The sequence below is a fragment of the Comamonas sp. C11 genome (assembly GCF_024496285.1).
GTDB lineage: Bacteria > Pseudomonadota > Gammaproteobacteria > Burkholderiales > Burkholderiaceae_C > Comamonas > Comamonas testosteroni_F.
Window position 1 is genome coordinate 2,285,271 of record NZ_CP101743.1, and the last position, 25,243, is coordinate 2,310,513.

A 25,243-nucleotide genomic window follows, 5' to 3' on the forward strand; every position below is an offset into this window, starting at 1 on the left:
GCTAGGCCAGCTCCGAGATTTCGATGAGGTTCAGGTCGGGATCGCGCAGATAGATGGAGCGGATTCGGGATGTGGCTCCGGTGCGCATCACGGGACCTTCTGCGATGGGGATGGACAACTGCTCCAGGCGTTTGATGACCTCGTCCAGCGGCACGGAGGCCAGAAAGCACAGATCCAGAGCTCCGGGTACCGGCGTATGAGCCTTGGGTTCGAACTCGTGCCCTTTCACATGCAGATTGATCTTCTGCTGACCGAACACAAAGGCCTTGCGCTCCACGGGCGGAGTGCCGCCGATGAAGGATTCCAGTCGCATGCCGAGGACTTCGGTGTAAAAGCGTATGCATTGCGCTTCATTGGCCGTGGTGAGAACCAGGTGGTCGAGGTGACTGATCGTGACAAGGCTACTCTCTGGTTGTGAAAACGAGTGTGAGGGCACGCGAGCTCGCGTTGCAGGGGAACGGCATGAGCATGGTGCAGCTGGAGGCAGGCATTGCCGTTAAGGCTGCAGTCCGGGTCGATTCTGTCAGGCTGTTGCCGTTGCGTCCTGGCGCATGACGCCCTGCAAAAACGCCTGTTCGGCAAGCTGTGCCAGCGGGGCGCGAGGGATGCGACCGCGGCGTTCTCCATCGATGAGCGCGATCACGGTTCCCAGCCATAACTCGGTCAGCGTTGCGGCACTGAAATCGATGCGGAACACGCCTTCTTGTTGGCCGCGCAGGAAAAAGGCGTCGACCTTGGGTTCCCAGATCGCATTTTCCTCCATGGGTTTTTCGACTTCGTTCCAGTAATAGGTCAGGAACAGCGTGAATTCGCGATGTTCAAGATGCTTGGCATTGAGGCGCTTGAGTGCTTCGAGCACCGGCCCTTCCTCGATACGGGCCTCATCCAGCGCTTCGTCCAGCGTGCGCAGGCTTTGCTCCAGCAGGCGCTTGATCAACAGATCGCGTGTGGGGCAGAAGCGATAGAGGGTCGCCTTGCTGATGCCTATGGCCTTTGCCAGTTCCTGAAGCGTGGCGCGCGGGTGGTTGACCAGGGCCAGGGCCAAGGGGGGGAGGATTGCTGTGTTGTCGTGAGGGGCTGTCGTCATTCGTGGCTCCGGTTGGGGCGGATACGGATGAACCTATTTTGATTCAAGCAGCGTGCCTGAAAGCTTGGGATAGCAACTTTACTTGGTATCAAAATGCCATGAATCAATATAGGTCTTAATGAATCAAATTTGATTCAAAAAATATTTTCATGCATCATGCGCTTCTTTCAAGATTTGACAAGACTCAAAAGCCATGAAGAAGAACAGCCAGAATGTGCGTGCCTGGCCGGCCCTGGCCGCATTGGCGGCCGCAATGATGTTGGCCGGCTGCATCAAGTCGGAAGCGGGCGCCCCGCCTCAGGAATTGCCGCTGGTGGATGTGGTGACCGTCAAGCCCAGGGCGCTGAGCATCAGCGCTGAACTGCCCGGGCGGGTCGAGCCCGTGCGTGTGGCGGAGGTGCGTGCGCGGGTGCCGGGTATCGTGCTGAGCCGCAACTTCAAAGAGGGTGCCGATGTGAAGGCCGGCGAGGTACTGTTCAACATCGACCCTGCGCCGCTGCGCGCGGCGCTGTCGCGGGCCCGGGGCGAATTGGCACGAGCCGAGGCCGCGCTTTCCGATGCTCAGTCCGTGGTGCGTCGTTACGAACCGCTGGTTGCCCAGGAAGCCGTCAGCCGCCAGGATTTCGATAGTGCCAAGGCTGCGCTGCACAGTGCCATGGCCACGCGTCAATCTGCTCAGGCCGAAGTAGAGGCGGCACGCCTGAACCTGGACTATGCGACGGTGAGGGCCCCGATTGCGGGCCGCATCGGCCGTGCGCTGGTGACGGAAGGCGCCCTGGTCGGTCAGGGGGAGGCCACACCGATGGCTGTGATACAGCAGCTCGACCCCATTTATGCCGATTTCCGCCAGACCGCAGCGCTGGCCACGCGCTTGCGTTCACAGCAGCAGGGGGAGCAGTCGCAGAGGAGTGCTTCCGTGACGCTGGTGGCGGACGGCCTGGACGAGAAGCGTCAGGGTCGCATGCTGTTTTCGGATGTGACGGTGGATCGCGGCACCGGCCAGCTTGCGCTGCGTGGTGAATTTCCCAACAAGGATGGCTTGCTGTTGCCCGGCATGTATGTGCGTGTGACCCTGGGGCTGGGTGAGGATCCCGCGGCCATTCTCGTGCCTCAGCGTGCGGTGCAGCGCGGCAGCGATGGACTGGCCCATGTCTTGGTGCTCGATGAGCGCAACACTGTGCAGGCTCAGAAGGTGAGCACCGGCGCCATGTACGGATCCGAGTGGCATATCACCGAGGGCCTGAAGGAAAACGCCAGGGTGTTGGTCGGGGGCCTTGCTGCAGCCGTGCCCGGCACCAAGGTGCAGGTCAGAGCTGCCGCTGCAAATGTCGCGGACGCCGTCAAAGACGCGGAAGCCGCTGTAAAAAAATGAGCAGTATGCGCTGGTCCTGAAAGCGCTGAATGCCCAAAAGACAAGCCTTATTCAAGGATAGATAATGTCCCGGTTTTTTATTGATCGCCCCAAGCTGGCCTGGGTGGTCGCGATCTTCATCCTGCTTGCCGGCCTGCTGGCGATCCCGGCCTTGCCCGTGGCGCAGTTTCCCAACGTGGCGCCGCCGCAGATCTCCATCTCTGCAACCTATCCGGGGGCATCGGCCACCACGGTAATGGAGTCGGTGACCAGCGTCATCGAGGAGGAACTCAATGGCACCAAGGGTCTGCTGTACTTCGACTCGTCCAGCGGTGCCACGGGTCTGGCCGAAATCACGGCCACCTTCGCGCCTGGTACCGATCCCGCACTGGCCCAGGTCGAGGTGCAGAACCGCATCAAGAAGGCCGAGGCCAGGCTGCCCGCATCGGTCATGCAGATGGGTCTGCAGGTAGAGCAGGCCAGCGCCAACTTCCTGCTGATCTATTCGCTGACCTACAAGGGTGACGACAGCGGCAAGAACGAGGTCCGCCTCTCCGACTATGCGGTGCGCAACATCAATAACGAGATTCGCCGCGTGCCCGGGGTGGGCAAGGTGCAGTACTTCGGCGCCGATGTCGCCATGCGGGTCTGGGTCGATCCGCAGAAGCTGCTGGGCTACGGCCTGTCGGTGGCGGACGTGAATGCGGCCATTGCCGCGCAGAACGCCCAGGTGCCGGCGGGCAGCTTCGGCAGCCAGCCCGGATCGTCCGAGCAGGAGCTCAGCGCCACGATTGCCGTCAAGGGCACGCTGAGTTCGCCCGAAGAGTTCGGTCAGATCGTGTTGCAGGCCAGGGCCGATGGCTCGGCCGTGCACCTGGCCGATGTGGCGCGTCTCGAGGTCGGCCAGCTCGATTACAGCTTCGCCTCGCGCGAGGACGGCCACAAAGGAGTGGCGGCCGCCGTGCAACTGGCACCTGGTGCCAATGCGATGCAGACCGCCAAGGCGGTCAAGGCGAGGCTAGCCGAGCTGTCGCAGAACTTCCCCGACGATATTCAGTACGCCGTGCCCTACGACACCTCGCGCTTTGTGGAAGTCGCCATCGGCAAGGTGATCCAGACCCTGGTCGAGGCCGTGGTGCTGGTGTTTCTGGTGATGTGGCTGTTTCTGCAGAACCTGCGCTATACGCTGATTCCCACCATCGTGGTTCCGGTGTGTCTGGCCGGTACCCTGGCGGTGATGTATGCGCTGGGCTTCTCGGTCAATATGATGACCATGTTCGGCATGGTGCTGGCCATCGGCATTCTGGTCGACGATGCCATCGTGGTGGTGGAGAACGTGGAGCGTCTCATGGCCGAGGAGGGCCTCTCGCCGCTGGCCGCCACGGTGAAGGCCATGCAGCAGGTCTCGGGGGCCATCGTCGGCATCACGCTGGTGCTGGTGGCCGTGTTCCTGCCTCTGGCCTTCATGAGTGGCTCGGTGGGCGTGATCTACCGTCAGTTCTCGCTGTCGCTGGCGGTCTCCATCCTGTTCTCGGGCCTGCTGGCACTGACATTCACGCCAGCACTGTGCGCTACGCTGCTCAAGCCGGTTGCCGAGGATCACCACGAGGAGAAGAAAGGCCTCTTCGGCTGGTTCAACCGTCACTTTGCCAAGCTGACAGAGCGTTTTTCGCTGCTCAACCAGCGTCTGGTCAGGCGCACGGGCCGCTATATGCTGATCTATGCGGCCATCGTGGGCGGGCTGGGCTTTGCCTATACGCGCATGCCCGAGTCCTTTGTGCCCTATGAAGACATGGGCTACTACATCGTCAGCGTGCAACTGCCTCCTGGTGCGACCGAAGCACGTACCGAGGCCGTGGTGCGCGACATGGAAGCCTATGTGCAAAGCCGCCCCGCCACGGCCCAGGCCGAGTTCCTCATGGGCTACAGCTTCTCGGGCATGGGGCAGAACGCGGCCATGGCCTTCGTCACGCTCAAGGACTGGTCCTTGCGCGGCAAGGGCCAGGCGTCGTGGGATGAGGTCCAGGCCTTCAATCAGCGCTTCGGCAGTCTGTCCGACGGTGCGGCCATGGCTGTGGATCCGCCACCCATTGACGGCCTGGGCAATTCAGGCGGTTTTGCGCTGCGTCTGCAGGACCGCGCCAATCTGGGCCGCGAGGCCCTGGTCGCCGCGCGCGACGAGCTGCTGAAGAAGGCCAATGCCTCGCCGGTGATCGCCTACGCAATGATGGAGAACCTCGAAGACGCGCCGCAGCTGCGTCTGGACATAGACCGGCGCAAGGCCCAGGCCCAGGGCGTAAGCTTCGCGAGCATCAGTGCCGTGCTGTCCACGGCCTATGGCTCGGCCGTGATCAACGAGTTTCCGAATGCCGGGCGCCTGCAGCGCGTGGTGGTGCAGGCCGACACGGCCGCGCGCATGACGCCCGAGGCCCTGCTGCGCCTGTATGTGCCCAATGCCCAGGGCGAGCAGGTGCCGCTGGCCTCGTTTGCCAGCGTGGAATGGGAGCAGGGGCCGGTGCAGATCTCGCGCTACAACGGCTATCCGGCCTTCCGTATCGCGGGTGATGCCAAGCCCGGGCACACCACGGGCGAGGCCATGGCCGAGCTCGAACGCATCCTGGGCGAGATGCCGCGCGGCATAGGCTACGAGTGGACGGCGTTGTCCTATCAGGAAAAGGCTGCTGGCGCACAGGCCCCCAAGCTGTTCGCACTGGCCATCGTGGTGGTGTTCCTGCTGCTCGTGGCCCTGTACGAAAGCTGGAGCATTCCAGCGGCCGTGATGCTGATCGTGCCCATAGGTGCGCTGGGCTCGGTGCTGGCCACTTCGGCGCTGGGTCTCTCGAACGATGTGTACTTCAAGGTCGGCCTGATCACCATCATCGGCCTGGCGGCCAAGAACGCCATCCTGATCGTGGAGTTCGCCAAGGACCTGCACGAGCGTGGCCATTCGCTGGCGGAAGCGGCATTGCAGGCAGCCCGTTTGCGCTTCCGTCCCATCGTGATGACTTCGCTGGCCTTCATCCTCGGGGTGGTGCCGCTGGCACTGGCCACCGGGGCGGGAGCCTCCAGCCAGGCCGCCATCGGCGTCGGCGTGATCGGCGGCATGCTCAGCGCCACTTTGCTGGGTGTGCTGTTCGTGCCCATCTTCTTTGTCTTCGTGCTCTCTCTGCGGCGCAAGCGCCGCGCAGTGCCGGAGGAAAAAAACACAGACTCCGAAGGAGAACCCGCATGAACGGGCGAAACCCCATGCGTACCGCAGCGCTGACGCTGATTGCCGCAGTGCTCTGCGGCTGCTCTTTTGCACCGACCTATGACAGGCCTGCTGCGCCCATTCCCGGCACCTGGAGCGCGGCATCATCGGCCTCGACTGCATCGGTGCAGAGTTTGCACTGGAAGGAGTTCGTGATCGATGAGCGCCTGCGCTCGCGTATCGAAACGGCGCTGGCCCACAACCGCGATCTGCGTCAGACACTGCTCAATGTACAGACTGCTCGCGCGGCCTATCGCGTGCAGCGTGCGGACCAGTTGCCCGGTCTGGAGGCTCAGGCCGGGGGCAACCGCCAGCGCCTGCCTGCCGACCTGAGCGGCACAGGAGCGGCCAGGGTGCAGAGCAACTATCAGGCGGGTGTCGGGCTGATGGCTTTCGAGCTCGATCTCTTCGGCCGTGTGCGCTCGCTGTCCGAGGCCGCGCTCATGGAGTATCTGGCCACCGAAGAGGCCGCGCGCAGCGTGCAGATCAGTCTGATCGCAGAAGTGATCCAGGCCTCGCTGGCCCAGGATAGCGCGCGGCAGCGCCATGCCCTGGCGCTGCGCACCTTGCAGGCGCGCGAGAAGGAATGGCAGCTGATGAGCGAGCGCAGAAAGACCGGCACTGCAAGCCGTCTGGACGAGCAGGAGGCGCAAGGACAGCTTGAGCTGGCGCGCGCAGAAGTCGAGCGCTTCGAGCGCGAGCTGCGCCAGGCCGCAAACGCGCTGGACTGGCTGGTGGGTGATGGCGCGGTGCAGGCTGTCGTGGATTTGAATGCCAAACCCATGGTGCAGGAGATCGGCGCCGGTCTGCCGTCCGAGCTGCTGGTGCTGCGTCCCGATATCCGAGCCGCCGAATATCAGCTGCGCTCACGCAATGCAAGCATTGGCGCGGCGCGGGCCGCGTTCTTTCCGCGTATCTCGCTCACGGGCTCCTATGGCTCGGCCAGTGCCGAGCTCTCCGATCTGTTTGCCGGCGGTCAGCGCTCCTGGTCCTTTATGCCGCAGCTGAGCCTGCCGATTTTTGATGGCGGCCGCAATCGCGCCAATCTGGAAGTCGCTCAGCTGCGCAAGGACATGGCGATCGCCAGCTACGAGCGCAGCATTCAGACGGCGTTTCGCGAAGTCAGTGATGCACTGGCCTCCGTGGAGACGCTGAGGCGCGAGGAGCTTGCCCGCCAGCGCCTGGTGCAGACCAGCGCGAATACGCTCAAGCTCGCCGAGCTGCGCTATCGCGCGGGGGTGGACAGTCATCTGCGCTATCTGGATGCGCAGCGCACCGATTTTGCGCAACAGATGGCTCTGATCGAGGTCAGCACGCAGCGGCAGATGGCTCTGGCCACGCTGTTCAAGGCCTTGGGTGGCGGCTGGGGTCGAGCAGCTGGTTGAGTGTTGCTGGGCTTGTTTCCCGTCAACCAGCTTCACGCGAGCTCGCCAAGCGAGAGCGGCCGCCGGGAGCAATCCGGCGCTGCCGGTGCAAGAGCCAGGACGAAGTCCTGGCTCTTTTTTTGCGCGTGGGTGGCGGCAAGACCATGCCGTCCCTCACACTTGCCGGCGCCAGGCTGGATACGCGTGGTGCTAATGCTGCACCGTGAATTCAATTCGCACTCACGCTCGAATGCGGTGAAAAGAAAAAAGGCCTTGAATCTCTTCAAGGCCTTTTATCATTTGGCGGAGCAGGCGGGATTCGAACCCGCGGTGGGCTATTAACCCACACACGCTTTCCAGGCGTGCGACTTAAACCACTCATCCACCGCTCCACAGCGATCCCAAAATACTTCATTTCTGAAGTAAAAAATCAAGTGTGGTCGACTTGATTTTAAAATCTGGCGGAGCAGGCGGGATTCGAACCCGCGGTGGGCTATTAACCCACACACGCTTTCCAGGCGTGCGACTTAAACCACTCATCCACCGCTCCGTGTGATGAAGCCGCTATTCTAACCAGAAATTTCGACCTCAAAATGAAAGTGCAGAAAGTTCTTTTCTGCATGTGGCCTCAAGCGAGCAGGCTCAGGCGCTCTTGCCCACCTGAACCATCTTCATGGCGGAAGCAATCAGGCCGGAGACCTCGGTCATGTTCGCAGGAATGACCAGGGTGGTGTTGGAGTCCGCAGCCACCTTGCTGTAGGCCTCCACGGCGCTCTCAGCCACCTTGAGCTGAACGGCCTGCTCGCCACCGGGCTGGCGAATGGCCGTGGCCACTCGCTCCAGCGCCTGTCCGGTCGCTTCGGCCACGGTGGTGATGGCGGCAGCTTCACCCTGCGCCTTGTTGATGGCCGCTTGCTTCTCGCCTTCGGAGCGGGCGATGAAAGCTTCGCGCTCGCCGGTGGCGATGTTGATCTGTTCCTGGCGGCGACCTTCGGAGGCGGCGATCAAGGCACGCTTTTCGCGTTCGGCCGTGATCTGGGCCTGCATGGCACGCAGAATTTCAGCGGGCGGTGTCAGGTCCTTGATTTCGTAGCGCAGCACCTTCACGCCCCAGTTCAGCGCAGCCTCGTCGATGGCATTGACGACCTGGGCATTGATCATGTCGCGCTCTTCAAAGGTCTTGTCCAGTTCCAGCTTGCCGATCACGCTGCGCAGCGAGGTCTGGGCGAGCTGGGTGACGGCCATGATGTAGTTGGACGAACCATAGCTGGCGCGCATGGGGTCGGTAACCTGGAAGTAGAGAATGCCGTCCACGGTCAGCTGCGTGTTGTCGCGCGTGATGCAGACCTGGCTGGGTACGTCCAGGGGAATTTCCTTGAGGCTGTGCTTGTAGGCGATGCGATCCACGAACGGGATCAGAAAGTTCAGGCCGGGTGTGAGCGTGCCTGCGTATTTGCCCAGGCGCTCCTTGACCCATGCATGCTGCTGGGGAACCACCTTGATCGAGCGGACGATGAAGATGACGGCAATGATGGCGATGGCGAGAGGGACTGCGTAATCCATATTGTCTCCAGCCCTTGTGGGGCGTTGGTGTGAAGAAAGAGAGCGAAGCGTTGCAGCGCCCAGCATAACCATGCCGGGGCTGGCTGGTGATCAGATCTTGTCAACCAGAAGGCGGTTGCCAATGACTTCGGCCACGCGATGCGGGCCCGGGATGGGCAGGGCGCCCTGACGTCCCATGACGGTCCAGGTGGCGCCGCGATAGCGGACCTGGGCCGTGCCGTCGGCATTCCACTGCTCCACGACCACGGTTTCGCCCACATCCATGTTGACATCGCGATTGCTGGAGGAGGGCAGTCTGCGCGGGCTGCGCTTGCGCAGCAGATAGCAGACGAGGACGGCGCCCGAGCCCAGCAGGGCCGCGGCGACGATCTGGTTGCTGGTGCCCAGGCCGAAGTGAGCGCAAAGCGCACCGGCAATGGCACCAAGAGCCAGCATGAGGAGATAGAAAGTACCGGTCAACAGCTCCGCAATGACTAGCAAACCGACAAGCAACCACCACGCGGTGGAGTGATCCATACCTGAGCTCCTGTTAAGGCCTGTATTTAGTGCACCACATTCTGGGTTAAAAACAGCCTGTTTCAAAGCCGCAATAAGGATATTCCTTACACTTCGCGGCTGTTTCGTTTTTTAGGCCTGATTGGTACGGAGGCTGTTCATGAAGTTTCGCTTTCCCATCGTCATCATCGACGAGGACTATCGTTCCGAGAACACCTCGGGACTGGGTATCCGCGCCCTGGCTCAAGCCATTGAAGAAGAGGGCTTTGAAGTCCTGGGCGTGACCAGCTATGGCGATCTGTCGCAGTTCGCCCAGCAGCAAAGCCGGGCCAGCGCCTTTATTTTGTCGATCGACGACGAGGAATTCCAGCTCGGCGGCGACAAGGACCCCATCATTCACAGCCTGCGCGACTTCATCGGTGAAGTGCGCCGCAAGAATGAGGAGGTGCCCATCTATATCTACGGCGAGACCAAGACCAGCCGTCACCTGCCCAACGACATTCTGCGTGAGCTGCATGGCTTCATTCACATGTTCGAGGACACGCCCGAGTTCGTGGCCAAGCACATCATCCGCGAAGCCAAGAGCTATCTGGAGAGCGTGCAGCCCCCGTTCTTCAAGGCGCTGCTGGACTACGCCGAAGACGGCTCCTACAGCTGGCACTGCCCCGGTCACTCGGGCGGCGTGGCCTTTTTGAAGAGCCCCGTGGGCCAGATGTATCACCAGTTCTACGGTGAGAACATGCTGCGCGCAGACGTCTGCAATGCCGTGGAGGAGCTGGGCCAGCTGCTGGACCACAACGGCGCCATCGGCGAGTCCGAGCGCAATGCCGCGCGCATCTTCAATGCCGACCACTGCTACTTTGTGACCAATGGCACATCGACCTCCAACAAGATCGTCTGGCACCACACTGTGGCACCTGGCGATGTGGTGGTGGTGGACCGCAACTGCCACAAGTCTATCCTGCACTCCATCATCATGACGGGTGCGATTCCGGTGTTCCTCAAGCCCACGCGCAATCACTTCGGCATCATCGGCCCGATTCCGCAAAGCGAATTCAGCGTGGAGTCCATACAGGCCAAGATCGCCGCCAACCCCCTGCTCAAGGGCGTGGATGCCAAGGCCGTCAAGCCCCGCGTGCTGACGCTGACGCAGTCCACCTACGACGGCGTGCTCTACAACACAGAAACCATCAAGGGCATGCTGGACGGCTATGTGGCCAATCTGCACTTCGATGAAGCCTGGCTGCCCCACGCTGCCTTCCATCCCTTCTATGGCAGCTACCACGCCATGGGCAAGAAGCGCAAGCGCCCGATGCACTCGGTGGTCTATGCCACCCAGTCCATCCACAAGCTGCTGGCCGGCATCAGCCAGGCTTCGCATGTGCTGGTGCAGGACAGCCAGACCGAGAAGCTGGATCACCCGCTGTTCAACGAGGCGTATCTGATGCACACCTCGACCAGCCCCCAGTACAGCATCATCGCCAGCTGCGACGTGGCTGCTGCCATGATGGAGCCGCCCGGCGGCACGGCGCTGGTGGAGGAGTCGATTGTCGAGGCGCTGGACTTCCGCCGTGCCATGCGCAAGGTGGAAGACGAGTTCGGCGACGACGACTGGTGGTTCGAGGTCTGGGGCCCTGAAGCCCTGGCCGAGGAAGGCGTGGGCACGGCCCAGGACTGGATCATCCGCGGTACGGACGCATCGACCAAGACCCGCTCCAAGAAGAACGGCAAGGAGTTCGACAACTGGCACGGCTTTGGCGATCTGGCCGACGGCTTCAACATGCTGGACCCCATCAAGTCCACCATCGTCACGCCCGGCCTGGACCTGGATGGCGACTTTGCCGACACCGGCATTCCCGCGTCCATCGTCACCAAGTACCTGGCCGAGCATGGCGTGGTGGTCGAGAAGACCGGCCTGTATTCCTTCTTCATCATGTTCACCATCGGCATCACCAAGGGCCGCTGGAACACCATGCTGACGGCGCTGCAGCAGTTCAAGGACGACTACGACCGCAACCAGCCGCTGGCGCGCATCCTGCCCGAGTTCTGCCAGCAGCACCGCCGCTACGAGCGCATGGGCCTCAAGGACCTGTGCCAGCACGTGCACGAGCTGTATGCCAAGTACGATATTGCGCGCCTGACGACCGAGATGTATCTGTCGGATCTCAAGCCTGCGATGAAGCCCTCGGATGCCTATGCGCATATCGCGCAGCGCAAGACCGAGCGTGTGGAAATCGACCATCTGGTCGGCCGCACCACCGTGGGCCTGGTCACGCCTTACCCACCCGGAATTCCGCTGCTGATCCCCGGTGAAGTCTTCAACAAGAAGATCGTGGACTACCTGGTGTTTGCGCGTGAATTCGCCAAGGAATGCCCGGGCTTCGAGACCGATATCCACGGCCTGGTGGAGCTGGAAGACGAAAACGGCGAAATCCGCTACTACGCGGACTGCGTGGCCGGGGAAGGCGTCAAGCCTGTGGCAGTGAAAAAGACTGCTGCGGTGAAGAAGCCCGCTGCAAAGAAGACGGCAGCCAAGAAGACGGCTGCGGCGCCCGTAGCCACGACCGTTGCCAAGACGCCTGCCAAAAAGGCGGCAACAAAGCCGGCAACAAAGGCAGCGGCCAAGTCCACCGCAAAGCCGGCAGTGAAGGTCGCGGCCCAAACTGCACGGAAGGCTGCATAAGCCTTGGCTTTTGCAAGGTCGGGGTGACCCCGGCCTTTTGCACATCAGCCCGGAGTGCCTGCACTTCGGGCTTTTTCATATCCCTGCCATGCATCCATTCCTGCAACCGGCTGGCCCCGTGCCTCTGTGGAAGCTGCTGGCGGCAGCCAGCCTGGGCTGGGCCCTGTTCATGCTCTGGGGCTGCCTCAATGAGACAGGCAGCAGCGGTGGGCTGATTCTCAGGCTGTTCCCGTTTCTGCGTGGCTTCGAGCACGCGGACAAGCTGGTGCATGCCGGCCTGCATACGGTGCTGGCGGGTTTGCTCTGCTGCGCGGGGCTGGCGCGTGCGCATGCTACGGGCTTGCGCTGGAGCGCCGGGCAAGCACTGGCCGTGGTGCTGATCTGTGCCGGCTATGGCGGCATGATCGAGTTGCTGCAGGCCGGCTTCTCCACCACGCGGTCAGCCGAGTGGCTTGATGCGCTGGCCAATGCCGCAGGCGCGAGCCTGGCCGTGCTGTTCATTCAGGGGCTGTGCTGCATGAAGCAAAAATAGTAGCTGCTTGCGCTTGACCTGAGTTGCGTACAGGCATGAACCTATTTGAGAAACAGGTGGTTATTGCGCAAGCCGCTCCTGCTTTTGATGACTATTCCAGAGTGATCTTCGCGTCGCGGATCAGCGCGGCCCAGCCTGCCTGCTCCTTTTGCAGATAGGCCTGGGCATCCTGAAGGCTGCCCCCCATGGGTGTGCTGCCTTCGGACTGCAACTGCTTGAGCACTGCAGGGTCCTGCAAACCGGTGTTGACTGCGGCGTTGATCTTCTGCGCCAGCGCTGCAGGCGTGTTCCTGGGAGCCACGATCAATTTCCAGTCCACGGCTTCAAAGCCGGGAAAGCCGGACTCGGCCACGGTGGGTACCTGGGGTAGGATGGCTAGACGCTTGGCCGAAGTCACGGCCAGTGCGCGCAGGCGCTGGCCCTTGATCATGGGGTAGACCGCCTGAGGCGTGCCGAACATATAGTGGGTCTGCTTGCCCAGCAGATCGGTCACGGCCGGCGCGGCGCCCTTGTAAGGCACGTTGAGCACATCGATCTTGGCCTTGAAGGACAGCATTTCCCCTGCCAGATGCCCGACGGTGCCCGTGGAAGCCAGACCTTGCTTGATGGCTCCAGGCTGGGCCTTGGCTGCGGCGATCAGGTCCTGCAGCGATTTCCAGGGCGAATCGGTGGGCACGACCAGCACCACGGGCTGAGAAGCCACCAGCGCCACGGGAAGCAGATCGGTCTTGGCGTTGAACGGCATGCTGGGCAGCAGCGAGGGATTGATGGCCAGATTGGCAGTCTGCCCCATGCCGAAGGTATAGCCGTCGGCCGGTGCCTTGGCGACAGCATCGAGACCGATATTGCCGCCTGCGCCAGGCTTGTTGTCCACCACGATGACCCAGCGATTCGCGGTCGCCATGCGTTCGCTGATCTGGCGCGTCACCGTGTCGGTGCCGCCGCCAGGCGTGAAGGGCACGACCATGCGTATCGACTTGGCAGGCCATTCGCCGGGCTGGGCCGCAGCACTGCCGGCGGCCAGCGTCATGGCCGTCAGCGCGCATGCTGCCATCGCCAGGCGGCGGTTCGGGTGTCGGGAAGAGGGGCTGTACGGCATGGTCTTGTCTCCTGAATGATGGAAATGGGGCGAAAGAATCCCCGCAGGGCGCGCGTGGGCGCCCTGTTCTGGGGTGGGTGAGTCGTGCGGGGCGATGGCCCCGCAGGGCCGCTCAGTCGGGCTGGCCCTGTGCCAGCGCCTGGGCCTGGGCCTGGCTATAGCCCAGCGCCGTCAGAATCTCCAGGCTGTGCTCGCCGAGTCTGGGCGGCGAGAGGCGCACCTGCAGATGCTTGCCGTCCAGGGTCAGCGGCAGCAGCACGGTCTTGCTGTCGCGGCCGTCCGGCAGGGTGATGGGGGCCAGCGCACCGGTGGCGTTGAGGTGAGGGTCCTCGAGCAGATCGTGCGGGCGGGCGATGGGCGCAAACGGCAGGCCCTTGGCCTCGAAGACGCTGGCGATATGCGCGGCGCTGTAGCCGGCCATGGTTTCGCGCAGCAGCGGCATCAGCCAGCTGCGGGCCTGCACTCGATCGTTGTTGCTGCCAAGGCGCGGATCGTCACGCAATTGCTCCAGGCCAAAGGCATCGCAGAACTCGCGCCAGGCGCCGTCGCTGACCACGGCCAGAAAGATCTGCTCGCCGCCCTGGACTTCGAACACGTCGTAGATCGCCCAGGCCGAAATGCGTGCGGGCATGGGGGCTGCGGGCTTGCCAGTCACCGCGTACTGCATCATGTGCTGGGCGATCAGAAACACATTGTTCTCGAACAGTGCGCTTTGCACTTCCTGGCCCTTGCCCGTCTTCTCGCGCTGGGCCAGGGCTGCCATGGCTCCCATGGCGCCGAACATGCCGCCCATGATGTCGTTGACGCTGGTGCCCGCGCGCAGCGGGTCGCCAGGGCGGCCCGTCATATAGGCCAGGCCCCCCATCATCTGCACCACCTCGTCCAGGGCCGTGCGGTGTTCGTAGGGGCCGGGCAGAAAGCCCTTGTGGCTCACATAGATGAGGCGTGGAAACTGCTGCTTGAGGCTTTCATAGTCCAGGCCCAGCTTGGTCATGGTGCCGGGCTTGAAGTTCTCGGTCACCACATCGGCTGTGGCGATCAGCCGCAGCGCGGCCTCCTTGCCCTCGGGGGTCTGCAGATCCAGCGTCAGGCTTTTCTTGTTGCGGTTGAACAGCGGGAAAAAGCCCGAGCCCGAGCCCAGCAGCTTGCGCGTGGCATCGCCGTTGCGGCCGTGACCTACGGGCTCGACCTTGATGACTTCGGCGCCCAGGTCGGCCAGCATCAGGCCGCAGCTGGGGCCCATGACCATATGGGTGAATTCCACCACGCGGATGCCTGCATAGGGCAGGGGAGCAGCGCTGGTGCTGGCGGATTCGGTTGAGGAGTACATATTCATCTCTTGTGGTGCTCGACTCATCGGTATGAGCCGAGGCGTGATCAGTAACGGTGAGGCACAAAGCCCTTGGGCAGGCCTGCAGGTGGCAGCATGCCGTACAGCGCCTCCCCGGGCAGGCCGGCGGCCAGCGTTTCTCGCGCTGCAAGCAATCGCTCAATATCAATGCCGGTGCGCAGCCCCATGGCTTCGAACATGAAGACCAGATCTTCGGTCACCACATTACCCGAGGCGCCGGGAGCATAGGGGCAGCCGCCCAGCCCGGCCTGGGAGGCGTCGAAAGTGCGCACGCCCGCCTCATAGGCGGCCAGGCAGTTGGCCAGGCCCAGGCCTCTGGTGTTGTGCATATGCGCAGCGCCCGCCCTGTCGCCGAGTTCGCTGCGCAGGCGCGTGAACAGGCGCTTGACCTGGGCCGGGTTGGCCATGCCCGTGGTGTCCGACAGGCCCGATTCGTCGGCGCCGGCAGCCACGCAGGCTGCTGCCAGAGCGATCACCTCGTCCTCGGGCACCAGGCCCTGCAAGGTGCAGCCGAAGGCGGTGGAGATGCCGGCCTCGATATGCACGGCAGGGGCCATCTCGTCGCGAAGCCTGGCGATGGCGTGCACTTCCTCCACCATCTGTGCGGGTGTCTTGCGCACATTGGCCATGGAGTGCGCGGGGCTGGCCGATACGGGCAGTGTGATCTTGTGCGCGCCGGCGCGCATGGCGGCTTCGGCTCCCTTGAGATTGGGCACCAGGGCCATGATGGTGACGCCGGGGTGGGTGACGGCGTGGCGCACGACCTCGGCGGCATCGGCCATCTGAGGCAGCAGCTTGGGCGAGACAAAGGAGCCGACTTCGATTTCCTGCACGCCCGCTGCCACCAGGGCATCGATCCAGGCGTATTTATGGGCCGTGCTCATGGTGGCAGAGACCGACTGCAGGCCGTCGCGGGGGCCGACTTCGCTGATCAGGAGATCGAAGCGGTGGGGGAATGACATGGTTGCCTCACTTGGATTTCATGCTTGCATTGCAGCTGACACAATGCTTTAATGGTGTTCTATCTAATAGAACTTAATTCTTTCTATTGAAATATTGCCTTGCGTCCTGATGCCCTGTCAAGATGCGGGGCAGGAGTTTTTCATGCCGCGTAAATCCCTGAATGAATCCGTAGCCGACGAGAATGCCGCGCCTGGCGGTGTGGCAGCCGTGGACCGCGCCCTCAGTGTGCTGGGCGCATTCCAGGATGGCGATGCCGCGCTGAGCCTGGCCGAGCTGGCCGAGCGCACGCGCCTTTACAAGAGCACGGTGCTGCGATTGCTGGCTTCTCTGGAGCATGGCGGCTGGGTTCAGCGCCAGGATGACGGGCGCTATGCGGTGGGCCCGGCCGTGGCCAGGCTGCATGCGGTTTACGAACAGAGCTTCTCGCTGGACAAGCTGGTCATGCCGGTGCTGCGCGCACTGGTGCAGGCCACGGGCGAGAGCGCTGCCTACCATGTGCGCCAGGGGCGCGAACGCCTGTGTCTGTACCGCGTGGATTCGCCGCATCCGGTGCGCGATCATGCGCGCACCGGCGATCTGCTGCCCCTGGACAAAGGCGCGGGCGGGCGCGTGCTGGTTGCTTTTGACCCGGAGCTGGGCGACTGGTTGAAGAAAAATCGCAACCACTATGCGCGTGTACGGGCTGATGGTTACGAAGCCCTGGTGGGCGACAGGCACAGCGAGATCGCCGGCATCTCGGCACCGGTCTTTCGCCGCAACGGGGAGCTGGCGGCCGCCCTGACGCTGACCATGCCAGCGCATCGCTATGACGAACGCTATGTCAAAAACGTGTTGCAGGCCGCGCGCGACCTGGGGGCGCAACTGCCGTAGCCTTGGGCGCCGTTGGCATGAGGCGCATGGTCGGCAGTCGCAGACGGAGATGAAGCCCGAGTCACGGGCCTGCCGGCTCGGGCTGAAAGCCCGGTTCGCTGCGTATGCGCAAAAAGCGGGCAAAGCGCGGCAGGCCGCTTTTTTCGTGCAGGCCCTGGTAGCGGTAGGTGACCCAGCTGCCCAGCGCAGGCGGGCTTTTGCGCATCTGTGCCGTCAGCCCGGAGCCCAGTGAAAACTGCTTGCCGTCCGGGGTCTGCACCAGCAGCGCACCCGTCATGCCCTGCCATTGTCCGCGTCCGCTTTTGTAGCCTATGACCCGGGCTTCGGCATCATCGAAAGGCTTGAGCTTGAGCAGATCGTCGCTGCGGCCCGGGCGATAGGGTGCGCTGCCTTTGTGCAGCATCAAGCCCTCGCCGCCGCCTTTGACGACTGTGTGCATCCATTGCCGCAACTCGGCTTCCGAGCCCAGCTTGCGCTGCTCCACCATCTGCACCCAGTCCTGGGCAATGGCCCCGACGGTGCGCTGCAACAGCGGCAGGCGCTGGTCAAAGCTGCCCGGAGCTGCGGGCAGATCGAACACCATGAATTTCATCTGGCGCCAGGCCCTGTCGTCCGGGATGGCCTGTGCCGTGGTGGACTGGGCATGGGCAAACCGGCCGCGTCCGGCCCAGAGCTCGCCATCCATGGGGGTGGCTGGCCAGCCCCGGACAAAACACTCTGGCGTCGCGATCCGCTGCCCGCCACGGCTGACGAGCTGGTGGCCGTTCCAGTAGCCGCGTACGCCGTCCAGTTTTTCGCTGACCCAATAATCCTGCAGCGGCAGGCCGCTGCGCCAGACCTGGGCCAGCATCAGCGAAGGCGGCTGTGCCGTGGTCTGGGCCCGCACGGCAACAAAGCCCATGCAGAGACAGGCACAGACCAGCCAGAGAATGCATTCCCGAAGGGATCGGTGCCGTGGTTCAGGCATGGCTATCTCCCGGTAAAGAGGCAACTCATGCTAGAGCGCGCAGCCTATGCTGTCGATGCGGGTACGAACCCATGTCAAAGAACATAGCTATCAGCGGCTTATCTATCAAGGATTGTGTTGATTCCAATGAAAAAGCCGCTGCGGCCAGGCAGCGGCTTTGTCCCGGGGCAGGGCCTTCAGTCGCGGCTGATAACGGCGCAGGCGATGCGCGCGCCGGCATTGCCCGTGGGCTGGGTGGTGTAGTCGTCGGGCTGTGCATGGACGATGACCGCCCGGCCTATGACATTGCCGGGGCCGGCCAGCAAGGTGATGTCTGCCGACTGTACGTTGACGGTGGCCACGCCGTTGGAGTCGGCCTTCAGGCTGGGCAGGTCGCCCATATGGTGCTGGGTCGAGTCATATTTGCCATGCGGATTGCCCAGTGGGTTGAAGTGGCCGGCAGCGGCATTGCCGTTGTCGCCGCAGTCGCCCTTGTCGTGGATGTGAAAGCCGTGCTCGGAATTGGGCTTGAGGCCGTGAATCACGGCATTGACCACCACCTGCTGGCCGGTCTTCTGGGTGAATTTCACATCGCCGCTGACCTTGCTGCCCGAAGTGGCCTGCAGCCTGGCGATGGCCTGGGCGGGCTGGGGCTCGGGGGTGCTGCAGGCCGTCAGGGCAGCAGCGGATGCGGTCAGGATGAGAAAACGATATGGCATGTAAGCTCCTCTTGAATATTCGTCAGAACCATAGAGAAAACACTGTGAACCATAGCGTCAGTGCTTTGCCGCGCTTGTAGGGCAAGGGCCAAGATGTCGGCAGCGGTCTCAAAAAACAAAGCCCCGCAGGCTGCTGAGGCCTGCGGGGCTGGTGTCGTCAAAAGCCTGGGGCTCAGACCTGATCGGCAGACAGGCCTGCAGTCTGGCTGAAGCCGCCGTCCACATAGGTGATCTCGGCGGTCACGCCGGAGGCCAGGTCGGACAGCAGGAAGGCCGCGACATTGCCCACGTCTTCAATGGTCACATTGCGGCGCAGAGGAGCGGCATCGGCCACGCGGCCCAGCAGCTTGCCGAAGTCCTTGATGCCGGAGGCGGCCAGGGTCTTGATGGGGCCGGCGGAGATGCCGTTGGCACGGATGGCGCGGCCGTCGGCAGTGCGGCCCACGGCTTCTGCCAGGTAGCGCACGGATGCTTCCAGCGATGCCTTGGCCAGGCCCATGGTGTTGTAGTTGGGGATGGAGCGCAGAGCCCCCAGATAGGACAGCGTCAGCAGCGAGGACTTGTCGTTCAGGTAAGGCAGGGCAGCCTTGGCCATGGCGGGGAAGCTGTAGGCGCTGATATCGTGGGCGATCTTGAAGTTCTCGCGGCTCAGACCGTCGAGGAAGTTGCCGGCAATGGCTTCACGGGGGGCAAAACCGATGGAGTGCACAAAGCCGTCGAACTTGCCCCAGGTGGCACCCAGGTCGGCGAACAGCTTTTCAATCTGGGCGTCGTCGCCCACGTCGCAGTCGAACACCAGCTTGGAGTCGAAGTCGGCAGCAAATTCGGTAATGCGGTCCTTGAAGCGTTCACCCACATAGCTGAAAGCCAGTTCTGCGCCTTGCTCGTGGCAGGCCTTGGCAATGCCGTAGGCAATGGAACGGTTGGACAGGACGCCCGTGATCAGCAGCTTTTTACCGGCGAGAAAACCCATTGTTGTTCTCCAAAGAAAATTGAAAGAGACGATGGCTGCATCTGTGGCAGACGCGCCATCTTTGAAAACGTATCTGTTCGAACTGGGTGCGAACCAGTCGGGGTAGGGCAGAATTGTCGCATGCGCCATTGGATGATTTGCTCAGCCCTGATTGTCAGCAGCCAAGTTGCCACGCCTGCCCTGGCAGCACATGGCTATGCGCTCTGGGGGCAGCCCAGGTACGCGGTCGACTTCAAGCACTTTGACTATGTGAACCCTCAAGCGCCCAAGGGCGGCGAGTTGCGCATGGTCAGCAATCTGCGCTATTCGACCTTCGACAAGTACAACCCCTTCACCATCAAGGGCTCGCCGCCTGCCTATCTGGCGGACATGCTGTTCGAGACCCTGCTGACCCCCAGTCTCGACGAGACGGCTACGGGCTACGGCCTGCTGGCCGAGGATGTGGATGTGGCGGCCGACGGCCTGTCCGCGACATTCAAATTGCGCAAGCAGGCGCGCTTTCACAACGGAAAGCCGGTACTGGCTCAGGATGTGAAGCACAGCTACGAGACGCTGCTGAGCAAATATGTCTCGCCTGGCTACAAGACGCTGTTTGCCGAGGTGGCTGCCTGTGATGTGCTCGACGAGCGCACGGTGCGTTTTCGCTTCAAAAAGCCCAACCGTGATCTGCCGCTGACCGTGGGCGCTCTGTTGCCGGTGTTCAGCCGTGACTGGGGGCTGGGCGCGGATGGCAAGCCCAAGGCCTTCGATCAGGTGGTGATGGACACGCCTATCGGCAGCGGGCCCTACAAGATAGGGCCGGTCAAGTTTGGCAAGGACATCAGCTATGTTCGCGATCCTCAATATTGGGGGGCAGCCTTGCCGGTGCGTGTCGGCCTGGCCAATTTTGACCGAATCACCATCAAGATCTACAAGGACAACACGGCGCGGCTGGAGGCACTCAAGGCCGGCGAGTTCGATCTCATGCGCATCAACAGCGCGGGCGACTGGGCCAGGCGTCTGACGGGGCGGCGCTTCGCCTCGGGCGAACTGGTCAAGGGCGCGTTCGAGAACAAGCTGCCCTCGGGCTTTCAGAGTTTTTTCCTGAATACGCGGCGTGAGCTGCTCAAGGATGTGCGTGTGCGCGAGGCCTTGGGCCTGGCTTATGACTTTGAGTGGATGAGCCGTCAGATGTTCTATGGCGCATATCAGCGCGTGCATGGATTGTTTGGCAATACCGCTTGCGAAACCACGGGCGATCCCAGCGATGCCGAGCTGGCCCTGCTCAAGCCCTACGAGAGCAGTCTGTCGCCAGGCACGCTGGGGCAGATGGCCCAGCCGCCACGCACCGATGGGCCTGATGGCCTGCGCGGCAATCTGCGGCGTGCGCAGAAGCTGCTGGCCGATGCCGGCTGGACGGTCAGGGATGGCGCCTTGCGCAATGCCGGGGGCGAGCCCATGGTGCTGGAATATCTGGACAGCAGCGAGAGTGGTGTCAAGATCGTCAGCAGCTGGATGCGCAATCTGGAGAAGCTGGGCATCACGCTCAAGGTGCGCAATGTGGACTACGCGCTCTATCAGCAGCGCATGGACAAATACGACTTCGACATCGTGACGCTGAACGTGCCCGGTACGCACAACCCGGGTCAGGAATATGCCGAGCTGTTTGGCAGCGCCGCCGCCGATGTGGAGGGAGCCTCGAACTATGTCGGCCTCAAGAGCAAGGCGGTGGATGCCATCATCGCCCAGATGGCTGCGGCCAAGTCCGAGCAGCAGATGCTGCCCGCCTGCCATGCGCTGGAGCGCATCATCGTGCACGGGCATTACCTGATTCCCCAGTATTACTCGGGCACGCACCGCATGGTCTATGACGCCTGGAGGCTGGCGCTGCCGGGGCAGATTCCGGCCTATTCGCCGGGCGAGCTATGGGCGGTCTATGCCTGGTGGGCCAAGTGAAGTCGCCCCCACGCTCCACCGTTGCACGGGTCGCTGCCCGCCGAGGGGGCTGGCCTTGCTTGGGGCGGCCCGGCGCTGCGGCCATCGCCACCGCAGCTGAAAACAAGGGTTGATCGAAGATGTTTGCCTATATTCTCAAACGCATTTTGCTGATGATCCCCACGCTGCTGGGCGTGCTGCTGCTGACCTTTGTGGTCATCCAGTTCGTGCCCGGCGGCCCGGTGGAGCAGTATCTGGCCGAGGCCAAGGCTGGCGCTGGACATGGAGCCGAAGGCGCTTCCATGAGCTATCGCGGCGGCCAGGGCGTGGATCCCAAGCGCCTGGAGGAGATCAAGGCGCTGTACGGCTTTGACAAGCCGCCGGTTGAACGATTCGTGCAGATGCTGGGCCAGTTCGCACGCTTCGATCTGGGCACCAGCTTTTTTCAGAACAAAAGCGTCTGGGCGCTGGTCAAGGAAAAACTGCCGGTCTCCATCAGCCTGGGGCTGTGGACGTTTTTCATCAGCTATCTGGTGGCCGTGCCACTGGGCGTGGCCAAGGCCGTTCGGGCCGGCTCGCGCTTCGACCTGGCGACCACCATTGTGATTCTCATCGGCTATGCCATCCCGGGCTTTGTGCTGGGCGTGGCGCTGCTGGTCGTCTTTGGCGGGCAACTGCAGTGGTTTCCGCTGCGCGGGCTGACTTCGGCCAATTTCGACGAACTCAGCACCATGGGCAAGGTGGCGGACTATCTCTGGCATATCGCGCTGCCTGTGACGGCCATGGTGGCCGGCAGCTTTGCCGTGACAGCCATGCTGACCAAGAACTCGTTTCTCGAGGAGATCCGCAAGCAATATGTGCTGACGGCCCGTGCCAAGGGTCTGTCCGAGCGCCAGGTGCTCTACAAGCATGTGTTTCGCAATGCGCTGATTCCCATCGTCACGGGCTTTCCCTCGGCTTTCATCGGCGCCTTCTTTGCCGGCGCGCTGCTGATCGAGACCCTGTTCTCGCTCGACGGTCTGGGTCTGCTCAGCTATGAAAGTGTGATCCGGCGCGACTTTCCCGTGGTGCTGGGCACGCTGTATCTGTTCACGCTGATCGGTCTGGTGACCAAGCTCATCAGCGATCTTTGCTATGTCTGGGTAGACCCCCGGGTCAAGTTTGACTGATTTATGCAAGATAAGCCTCAAACCAATGCCCTGCAAGCGCAAGCAGCTATGAATTCAGGAGTTGATGCCATGCAGACTGTGTCTGCTGCCCAATCCGAGTCCCCGGGGCGCCGGGCCTGGAGGCGTTTCAGATCCAACCGGCTGGGCTTTGTCAGCCTGCTGATCTTCACGGTGCTGGTGCTGCTCAGCCTGTTTGCAGAGCTGCTGTCCAACGACAAGCCGCTCATCGTGCGCTACGAGGGGCAGACCTATTTGCCGCTGCTGCACGATTACCCGGAAACCACGTTTGGCGGCGACTTCCATACGCCTACCGATTACCTTGATCCCTTCATCCGGCAAAGGCTCGGCGAGGGCGACAACTGGGCGATCTTCCCCCTCAACCGCTATGGCAAGTCCACCATCAACTACTTTGCCAAGTCACCCAACCCTTCTGCGCCGTCGACCGACAACTGGCTGGGCACCGACGACCGGGGGCGCGATCTGCTGGCCCAGCTCATCTACGGTTTTCGCGTCAGCGTGCTGTTCGGTCTGGCGCTGACGGCCGTGGGCGTGCTGCTGGGCGTGCTGGCGGGGGCGATACAGGGCTTTTTTGGCGGCAAGACGGATCTGGCCTTTCAGCGCCTGACGGAAATCTGGGGCTCCATGCCCGAGCTCTACCTGCTCATCATCTTCAGCGCGCTGTTTGCTCCCAGTGTCTCGCTGCTGCTGATTCTGCTGAGCCTGTTCGGCTGGATGGGGCTGGCCGACTATGTGCGCGCCGAGTTCCTGCGCAATCGCCAGCTCGACTATGTGAAATCCGCCCAGGCCCTGGGTGCCAGCAATCGCTCCATCATCTTTCGCCACATCCTGCCCAACAGCATGACGCCGGTGATCACCTTTCTGCCGTTTCGCATGAGCGGGGCCATCCTGGCACTGACCTCGCTCGATTTCCTGGGCCTGGGCGTTCCCCCGGGCACGCCCAGCCTGGGCGAGCTGCTGAGCCAGGGCAAGAACAATATCGATGCCTGGTGGATTTCCCTGTCCACCTTTGGCGTGCTGGTCGTCACGCTGCTGCTGCTGACCTTCATGGGGGACGCCCTGCGCGATGCGCTGGACCCGCGCAAGCAGGCGCGTACCGAGGCTGCAAAGCGCGCAGGAGGCAAGCCATGAGCAAGGAGAAATACGAGGGTCAGGCCGGCAGCAAGCTGCTGGCCGTGCACGATCTGAGCGTGTCTTTTGCGGGCAAGCCCGTGGTTCAGGGCGTGAGCTTCGAGATGGCTGCCGGTGAAAAGCTGGCGCTGGTGGGGGAGTCCGGCTCGGGCAAGTCGGTCACTGCGCTGTCGCTGCTGCGCTTGGTGGGAGACGCCCAACTGGGTGGCCGAGCCCTGCTGGACGGGCGCGATCTGCTGCAGCTTTCGGAGCGCGAGATGCAGGGCATACGCGGCGGCGATATCGCCATGATCTTCCAGGAGCCGATGACAGCGCTGAACCCGCTGATGACCGTCGGCGCGCAGGTGGCAGAGGTGCTGCAGCTCAAGCAGGCACTGAGCCGTGCCCAGGCCCAGACGCAGGCGGTGGAGCTGCTGGCCACCACCGGCATCCCCGAACCGGGGCGCAGGGCGCAGAGCTTTCCGCACCAGCTCAGCGGTGGCCAGCGTCAGCGCGCCATGATTGCCATGGCCCTGGCCAGCCGTCCCCGGTTGCTGCTGGCCGACGAGCCGACAACGGCGCTGGATGTGACGCTGCGTGGCCAGATCCTGGATTTGCTGGCCGATCTGCAGCGGCAGACCGGCATGGCCGTGCTGATGATCACGCATGACCTGAACCTGGTGCGCCGCTTCGCCGACCGTGTGGCGGTCATGGAAAAAGGCCGCCTTGTGGAGCAGGGCGCTGTGGCCGAGCTGATGCGAAACCCGCAGCACGCCTATACCCGCAAGCTGCTGGCCAGCAGGCCGGTGCGCAATGTGGCCGATGGGCCCGTGCCGGCCGGTGAGGCTGCCGTGGTGCAGACCCAGGCCTTGCAGGTGAGCTATGCCACGCCCTTGCCCGGCATTCGTGGCTGGTTCAAAAAGGGGGCGTTCGTTGCGGTCAAGGGCGCGGATATGCTGCTGCGGCCCGGTCGTACCCTGGGTGTGATCGGCGAATCGGGTTCCGGTAAATCCACGCTGGCCCAAGCCGTGCTGGGGCTGTTGCCTGCGGCCGGGGAGCTGCAGGTGGCCGGCAGGCAATGGCAGCAGCCGGCAATCCGCAACAGCGCCGCCAATCTGGCGCTGCGGCGCAAGATCCAGGTGGTGTTTCAGGATCCGTTCTCCTCGCTCTCTCCGCGCATGACGGTGGAGGAGATCGTTGGCGAAGGCCTGCAGATCCATGCCCCTGAGCTCGCTGCCGCGCTGCGGCGCGAGCGCGTACTCAAGATGCTCGAAGAGGTGGGCTTGACCGAGGCCCAGTTTCCCGGCCTGCTGCAGCGCTATCCGCATGAATTCTCGGGCGGGCAGCGGCAGCGCCTGGCGATTTCGCGTGCGCTCATCATGGAGCCCGAGGTCCTGGTGCTGGATGAGCCCACGAGTGCACTCGACGTCACCATTCAGCAGCAGGTGCTGGCCCTGCTGCAGCGGCTGCAGAAGGAGCGTGGCCTGGCCTATCTGCTCATCACCCATGATGTGGATGTGATTCGCGCCATGGCCCATGAGGTGCTGGTCATGAAGGATGGGCAGATCGTTGAGCAGGGCGGCGTGCAGGCGGTGCTGACGGCGCCGCGGCAGGCCTATACGCGCCAGCTGGTCGAGGCCGCCGGGGTCGTTGCCGAGTCGCCGGCGGTCTGAATTGATAGCGAGCAGCGCTTTCCCTTCAACGGCTTGAGGCTTTGAATGCCCGCAATTGCTGTCGATTCGCTGATGCGCGAGGCGGGCATTCGCTGAAAAACACTGAATCCGCA

At 62.9% G+C, this 25,243-nt stretch carries 20 protein-coding genes and 2 tRNA genes; 10 read left to right on the top strand and 12 right to left on the bottom strand.

The window, feature by feature from the left end:
* Position 1: 1 nt before the first annotated feature.
* Both NOX35_RS10500 and NOX35_RS10505 read right to left on the bottom strand, forming a co-directional pair.
* A complete protein-coding gene (locus tag NOX35_RS10500; protein WP_256496911.1) occupies positions 2–391 on the bottom strand; it encodes a VOC family protein in 390 nt (129 codons plus the stop codon).
* Between the two features lie 132 nt (positions 392–523).
* On the bottom strand, positions 524–1,087 hold the full coding sequence (locus NOX35_RS10505) for a TetR/AcrR family transcriptional regulator (RefSeq protein ID WP_182286624.1): 564 nt from the start codon (positions 1,085–1,087) through the stop codon (positions 524–526).
* Positions 1,088–1,280: 193 nt separating this feature from the next.
* On the opposite strand from NOX35_RS10505, the gene NOX35_RS10510 reads away from it, so the two are divergent.
* The 3 genes from NOX35_RS10510 (at position 1,281) to NOX35_RS10520 (ending at position 7,073) form a co-directional block, all read left to right on the top strand.
* Entirely contained in the window at positions 1,281–2,459 is a 1,179-nt protein-coding gene (locus NOX35_RS10510) for an efflux RND transporter periplasmic adaptor subunit (RefSeq protein WP_182286625.1), read from the top strand.
* Between the two features lie 64 nt (positions 2,460–2,523).
* A complete protein-coding gene (locus NOX35_RS10515) occupies positions 2,524–5,670 on the top strand; it encodes an efflux RND transporter permease subunit (protein ID WP_182286626.1) in 3,147 nt (1,048 codons plus the stop codon).
* Positions 5,667–7,073: an efflux transporter outer membrane subunit gene (locus tag NOX35_RS10520; protein WP_182286627.1), complete on the top strand. Its 1,407-nt coding sequence runs from the start codon at positions 5,667–5,669 to the stop codon at positions 7,071–7,073. Before NOX35_RS10515 ends, NOX35_RS10520 begins: the two co-directional genes overlap by 4 nt.
* A 280-nt stretch (positions 7,074–7,353) precedes the next feature.
* On the opposite strand, the gene NOX35_RS10525 is transcribed toward NOX35_RS10520, so the two are convergent.
* From NOX35_RS10525 to NOX35_RS10540, 4 genes are all read right to left on the bottom strand, one after another.
* Positions 7,354–7,444, bottom strand: a tRNA-Ser gene (locus NOX35_RS10525).
* A gap of 67 nt (positions 7,445–7,511) precedes the next feature.
* Positions 7,512–7,602 (bottom strand) — tRNA-Ser (locus NOX35_RS10530).
* Between the two features lie 92 nt (positions 7,603–7,694).
* A complete protein-coding gene (locus tag NOX35_RS10535; RefSeq protein WP_003063190.1) occupies positions 7,695–8,615 on the bottom strand; it encodes an SPFH domain-containing protein in 921 nt (306 codons plus the stop codon).
* Between the two features lie 90 nt (positions 8,616–8,705).
* Positions 8,706–9,131, bottom strand: coding sequence for an NfeD family protein (locus NOX35_RS10540; protein ID WP_114862288.1), 426 nt, complete (start codon positions 9,129–9,131; stop codon positions 8,706–8,708).
* 139 nt (positions 9,132–9,270) lie between these two features.
* On the opposite strand from NOX35_RS10540, the gene NOX35_RS10545 reads away from it, so the two are divergent.
* A complete protein-coding gene (locus NOX35_RS10545) occupies positions 9,271–11,793 on the top strand; it encodes an arginine/lysine/ornithine decarboxylase (RefSeq protein WP_182286628.1) in 2,523 nt (840 codons plus the stop codon).
* Between the two features lie 88 nt (positions 11,794–11,881).
* Positions 11,882–12,325 carry a VanZ family protein gene (locus NOX35_RS10550; protein WP_182286629.1) on the top strand — a complete coding sequence of 148 codons (444 nt, stop codon included), beginning with the start codon at positions 11,882–11,884 and terminating at the stop codon, positions 12,323–12,325.
* 91 nt (positions 12,326–12,416) lie between these two features.
* Here NOX35_RS10550 and NOX35_RS10555 read toward each other — a convergent pair whose 3' ends face one another.
* From NOX35_RS10555 to NOX35_RS10565, 3 genes are all read right to left on the bottom strand, one after another.
* Positions 12,417–13,379, bottom strand: coding sequence for a tripartite tricarboxylate transporter substrate binding protein (locus NOX35_RS10555; RefSeq protein ID WP_232538251.1), 963 nt, complete (start codon positions 13,377–13,379; stop codon positions 12,417–12,419).
* Positions 13,380–13,536: 157 nt separating this feature from the next.
* On the bottom strand, positions 13,537–14,754 hold the full coding sequence (locus NOX35_RS10560; protein WP_371878529.1) for a CaiB/BaiF CoA transferase family protein: 1,218 nt from the start codon (positions 14,752–14,754) through the stop codon (positions 13,537–13,539).
* A gap of 47 nt (positions 14,755–14,801) precedes the next feature.
* On the bottom strand, positions 14,802–15,737 hold the full coding sequence (locus NOX35_RS10565) for a hydroxymethylglutaryl-CoA lyase (protein WP_182286632.1): 936 nt from the start codon (positions 15,735–15,737) through the stop codon (positions 14,802–14,804).
* A 142-nt stretch (positions 15,738–15,879) separates the two neighbouring features.
* Here NOX35_RS10565 and NOX35_RS10570 point away from each other — a divergent pair, with 142 nt between their 5' ends.
* A complete protein-coding gene (locus NOX35_RS10570; RefSeq protein WP_182286633.1) occupies positions 15,880–16,608 on the top strand; it encodes an IclR family transcriptional regulator in 729 nt (242 codons plus the stop codon).
* A gap of 61 nt (positions 16,609–16,669) precedes the next feature.
* Here NOX35_RS10570 and NOX35_RS10575 read toward each other — a convergent pair whose 3' ends face one another.
* From NOX35_RS10575 to fabI, 3 genes are all read right to left on the bottom strand, one after another.
* A complete protein-coding gene (locus NOX35_RS10575) occupies positions 16,670–17,575 on the bottom strand; it encodes a DNA ligase (protein WP_256496588.1) in 906 nt (301 codons plus the stop codon).
* 176 nt (positions 17,576–17,751) lie between these two features.
* Complete coding sequence (locus NOX35_RS10580) at positions 17,752–18,273, bottom strand: superoxide dismutase family protein (RefSeq protein WP_182286635.1); 522 nt, start codon at positions 18,271–18,273, stop codon at positions 17,752–17,754.
* 172 nt (positions 18,274–18,445) lie between these two features.
* Entirely contained in the window at positions 18,446–19,246 is an 801-nt protein-coding gene (fabI, locus tag NOX35_RS10585; RefSeq protein WP_003063172.1) for an enoyl-ACP reductase FabI, read from the bottom strand.
* Positions 19,247–19,366: 120 nt separating this feature from the next.
* Here fabI and NOX35_RS10590 point away from each other — a divergent pair, with 120 nt between their 5' ends.
* From NOX35_RS10590 to NOX35_RS10605, 4 genes are all read left to right on the top strand, one after another.
* Complete coding sequence (locus tag NOX35_RS10590; protein WP_256496589.1) at positions 19,367–21,181, top strand: extracellular solute-binding protein; 1,815 nt, start codon at positions 19,367–19,369, stop codon at positions 21,179–21,181.
* 119 nt (positions 21,182–21,300) lie between these two features.
* Positions 21,301–22,329 (top strand): microcin C ABC transporter permease YejB, encoded by a 1,029-nt coding sequence (locus NOX35_RS10595; protein ID WP_034351795.1) that lies wholly within the window; start codon positions 21,301–21,303, stop codon positions 22,327–22,329.
* A 69-nt stretch (positions 22,330–22,398) separates the two neighbouring features.
* Entirely contained in the window at positions 22,399–23,478 is a 1,080-nt protein-coding gene (locus NOX35_RS10600; RefSeq protein WP_371878530.1) for an ABC transporter permease, read from the top strand.
* A complete protein-coding gene (locus NOX35_RS10605; protein ID WP_256496591.1) occupies positions 23,475–25,130 on the top strand; it encodes an ABC transporter ATP-binding protein in 1,656 nt (551 codons plus the stop codon). The genes NOX35_RS10600 and NOX35_RS10605 overlap by 4 nt, the downstream gene beginning before the upstream one ends.
* Positions 25,131–25,243 lie beyond the last annotated feature (113 nt).